Origin of the sequence: Streptomyces sp. NPDC002790 (genome assembly GCF_040295505.1) — a bacterium.
Classification (GTDB): Bacteria; Actinomycetota; Actinomycetes; order Streptomycetales; family Streptomycetaceae; genus Streptomyces.
This window is the reverse complement of record NZ_JBEOVM010000218.1, coordinates 1-4,186: the sequence shown is the minus strand read 5'-3', so window position 1 is coordinate 4,186 and position 4,186 is coordinate 1. Positions and strand designations below refer to the sequence as shown.

Here is a 4,186-nt window from a genome sequence, read left to right as displayed (position 1 = left end):
TCACTGGGCATCAATATGTCGATCATGGCCGAGACCGGCGACTGGGACATCGGCGAGATCATCCTCGGCGTCGTGGGACTGGTCGCGGGTGGCGGCGCGCTGCTCAAAGGCGTCAAGGGGATCGGCTCCGCCCTCAAGGGCGTCAAGCCCTCGTCCATCAAGCCGCCGAACGTCCGTATCAGCAGCCGTGGTCTGAACAGTCGTACGTGCAAGACCGACCCGGTCGACGTGGCCAGCGGCGAAATGCTGTTGCAGCAGACCGACTTGACGCTGCCGGGCGTACTGCCGCTGACCATCTCTCGAACGTATCTGTCGACCTACCGCTACGGCCAGTTCTTCGGGCCCTCCTGGGCCTCCGCCCTCGACGAGCGGCTGGAGATCGACGACCGAGGGCGGGTCTCGTGGGCCCGCGAGGACGGGTCGATCCTCACCTATCCCCGCCTCCCGAACACCGAGTCCGCCGAGCCGGTCTGGCCCGAGGAGGGACCCCGGCTGCCGCTGACCTGCGCGGGAACGCACGACACCACCGGCCGGGTCATCTACCGCGTCGTCGACCCGCACACCGGTCTCGTCCAGACCTTCGCGGACCACCCGGACGACGACAACGGCCTGTACTGGCTGGCCCGTTGGCACGACCGCAACGGCAACAACGTCACCGTGAACCGCCTGGAGGACGGCACCCCCACCGAGCTGCTCCACTCCGGCGGCTACCGTGTCGAGACCCGCTGCGTCGCCGGCCTCATCACCGGCCTCTCGGTCACCACCCCCGACGGTCCCGTCGAGGTCATGTCGTACGAGCACGACGCCGACGGCAACCTCAGCCACATCGTCAACTCCTCTGGCAAGCCACTGGTGTTCGGCTACGACGACCAACACCGCATCACCTCCTGGACCGACCGCAACCACTCCGTCTACCGCTACGTCTACGACGAGGCGAACCGGGTCACCGAGACCATCGGCCCCGACGGATATCTCTCCTCCCGCTGGTCCTACGACCCCGACCAGCTCCGGACGCACTACACCGACGCCTGCGGCGCCACCACCACCTACCAGCTCAACGACCTCCACCAAGTCGTCGGCGAGACGGACCCGTTGGGCAACACCGTCCGCTCCGAGTGGGACCGCTACGACAACCTCCTGTCCAGCACCGACGCCCTCGGCCACACCACCCGCTTCGAGTACGGCGCGGCAGGCGACCTCACCGTCGTCCAGCGTGCGGACGGCAACCGGTCCACGGCGGCGTACAACGAGTTGCACCTCCCTGTCACTTCGACCGGTCACGACGGGGTGACGTGGCACCAGGAGTTCGACGAGCGGGGCAACCTGACGGCCGTCATCGGCCCGGAAGGTGTCACGAACCGGTTCACCCACCACCCCACCGGCGCGGTCGCCACCAGCACGGATCTTTCAGGGGCGACGGTGGCCTACGCGGTCGACGGCGCGGGTCTGCCGGTGTCCGTCACCGATCCGGCCGGACGCACCGCCACGGTGGCACGGGACGCGTTCGGCCGTCCCACGACCGTCACCGACCAACTGGGCGCGACCAGCGGGTCGGAGTGGACCGTCGAGGGGCTGCCCGCGCGGCGCACCGGCCCCGACGGCCGGAGCGAGCAGATGGCCTGGGACGGTGAGGGCAACTGCCTCACCTACACCGACGCCGTGGGCGGCACCACCCGCTACGAGTACACCCACTTCGACAAGATGGCCGCCCGGACCACACCGGACGGCGTCCGTCACGCCTTCGCCTACGACCGCGAGCTCCGCCTCGCCCAGGTCACCAACCCACAGGGGCTGACCTGGGACTACACCTACGACCACGCGGGCAACCTGACAGCGGAGTCCGACTTCGACGGCCGCGAGATCTCGTACAGCCACGACGCGTCGGGCCGTCTGGTCGGCCGCAGGACGCCGCTGGGCGAGGAGATCGGGTACACGTACGACGTCCTCGGCCAGCTGACGTCCAAGGACGCGGCCGGTGTCCGGACCGACTACACCTATGACGCGGCGGGCGATCTGACCCGCGTGGCCTCCCCCACCTCCGCTCTCGACTTCGAGCGGGACCTGATGGGCCGCCTCCTGTCGGAGACGGTCGACGACCGCACCATCCGTTACGCCTACGACCGCCTGGGACGACGCGTCTCCCGTACGACTCCGACGGGCGCGTTCACCGAGCTCGCGTATGACGAGGCGGGCCGTCGCAGCGCGCTGACGACGGACGGCCGTCGTATGGAGTTCACCCACGACGCGGCGGGTCACGAGCTGACCCGGGTCCTGCGCTCCGGCGCCGCGCCGGTGACGGTGTCCACCTCGTGGGACCTGTCGGGCCGCCCGGTGACCCACGGCCTCGTGGGCCGGGGCGGGACTCTGCGTGCCCGCAAGTACGGATACCGTCCCGACAACCACCTGACCTCCGTCACCGACGAGGCGACCGGCAGCGACCGGCAGCTGGACCTGGATCCGATCGGCCGCCCGTTGGCGGTCACCGCCGACGGCTGGAGCGAGTCCTACGCCTACGACCGGGCCGGCAACCAGATCGAGGCCACCTGGCCCGAGAAGGCCGGTCGCGGCGAGGCTCGCGGTGAACGCACCTACACCGGCACCCGCATCCAGTCGGCAGGAGGCGTGCGTTACGAGTACGACGCCGCCGGCCGCCTGGTGCTGCGCCAGAAGCGCCGACTGTCGAAGAAGCCCGACACCTGGCGCTACGAATGGGACGCCGAGGACCGCCTCACCGCCTGCACGAGCCCCGACGGCACCCGCTGGCACTACACATACGACCCACTGGGCCGCCGGACCGCCAAGTACCGTATGGCGATGGACGGTTCGGTCACCGAGACCGTCCGCTTCGCCTGGGACGGCACCAGCCTCGCCGAGCAGACCGACTCCGCCACCGGCGTCACTCTCACCTGGGACCACGACGACCATCGCCCCCTGACCCAGCTGGAGCGCAGGCCGAGGACGCAGGAGGAGTACGACTCCCGCTTCTTCGCCATCGTCACCGACCTGGTCGGCACCCCCACCGAACTCGTCGACGAACAGGGCGACATCGCCTGGCGCTCCCGCACCACCCTGTGGGGCACCACCGCCCGCAACCGGGACGCCACGGCCGTCACCCCGCTCCGCTTCCCCGGCCAGTACGAGGACCCCGAAACCGGCCTCTACTACAACTACTTCCGTCACTACGACCCCGAGACGGGCCGGTACACCTCGCCGGACCCGCTGGGTCTGGACCCGGCGCCCAACCCGGTCACCTATGTCAACAACCCCCTTACTGCGACCGACGTGCTGGGCCTGGCGCCCGAGTGTCACGTGGACCTGTTCCACGGGACCAACAAGAACGCGGGCGCGAGTATCCGACAGAACGGCGTCGACACCGGCTTCAGTACTCGCCCCATGGACTTCGGGAACGGTTTCTACACCACGCGGGACGCCGCGCAAGCAACGCAATGGGCGGGCAAGTTCGGCAAGAATGCCGAGGTTCTCCACTTCCGTGTCCCCAAGGCGGAGTTCGATGCCCTCAATTCGAAGACCTTCAACGGTGCGAGCAAGGAACTCGATGATTTCGTCAAGCACTATCGCGGTGGCGGAAAGGACCTGCCCCACCAGATGGTGGAGGGGCCGATGCTGAAGAACGTCCCGGCATTCATGAAGGGGAAGCCCGGCAAGTGGTTCGGGAACCAGGTGGTGTTCTTCGGGGATGACGCAGGGAAGCTCCTCACCAGTAGCCTCCAGTGATGAAAGGGTGTCGCAATGAGTAAATTCTTGGCGAACGCGTCGACCGACGTGCTGGAGCTGCTGGACGAAGTCGCCGACGAGATGGTCTCCCTGTTCTCCATCTCGGAGGCGGAGGCCGTGGCACGTATCAACGCCCAGTGGCCGCAGCAGAAGTTCCTGGAAGAGAGCGACATCATCCTGCACGAAGAGCCCTACTACTGGGCTCTCTTCATCTACTACGACGGAGAAGTGCCGGACTGGGCCCCCTCCGCGGACCGCTCTTCATGGGTGCCTGCTCCCAAGCCTGAAGCAGGAACCGACTACTGGACTCTCGGCTAAAGAACTCCGAAGAAATTGAGGTTAGGTCCATGGCGCGCCCAGCGGTGTCCGATTGGGAAGACGTTTTCGGGTTTTCGGACGACCCGACCCCCGGCGATGCGGACATGCTCGGAGACCTGGCCCGCCAGTACCG

The 4,186-nt window shown here is 67.8% G+C and carries 2 protein-coding genes; both read left to right on the top strand.

Going from position 1 to position 4,186, the window contains the following annotated elements; genetic code table 11:
- Nucleotides 1-24: 24 nt before the first annotated feature.
- Nucleotides 25-3,735 (top strand): DUF6531 domain-containing protein, encoded by a 3,711-nt coding sequence (locus tag ABT004_RS36060; RefSeq protein ID WP_351345996.1) that lies wholly within the window; start codon nt 25-27, stop codon nt 3,733-3,735.
- A 15-nt stretch (nt 3,736-3,750) separates the two neighbouring features.
- Nucleotides 3,751-4,053: a hypothetical protein gene (locus ABT004_RS36055; RefSeq protein ID WP_351345993.1), complete on the top strand. Its 303-nt coding sequence runs from the start codon at nt 3,751-3,753 to the stop codon at nt 4,051-4,053.
- The last annotated feature ends 133 nt before the right edge of the window (nt 4,054-4,186 follow it).

What these genes read in the sequence shown, in the direction of transcription:
- ABT004_RS36060 (WP_351345996.1), top strand. Translation starts at nt 25, where the DNA reads ATGGCCGAGACCGGCGACTGGGACATCGGCGAGATCATCCTCGGCGTC.
- ABT004_RS36055 (WP_351345993.1), top strand. Translation starts at nt 3,751, where the DNA reads ATGAGTAAATTCTTGGCGAACGCGTCGACCGACGTGCTGGAGCTGCTG.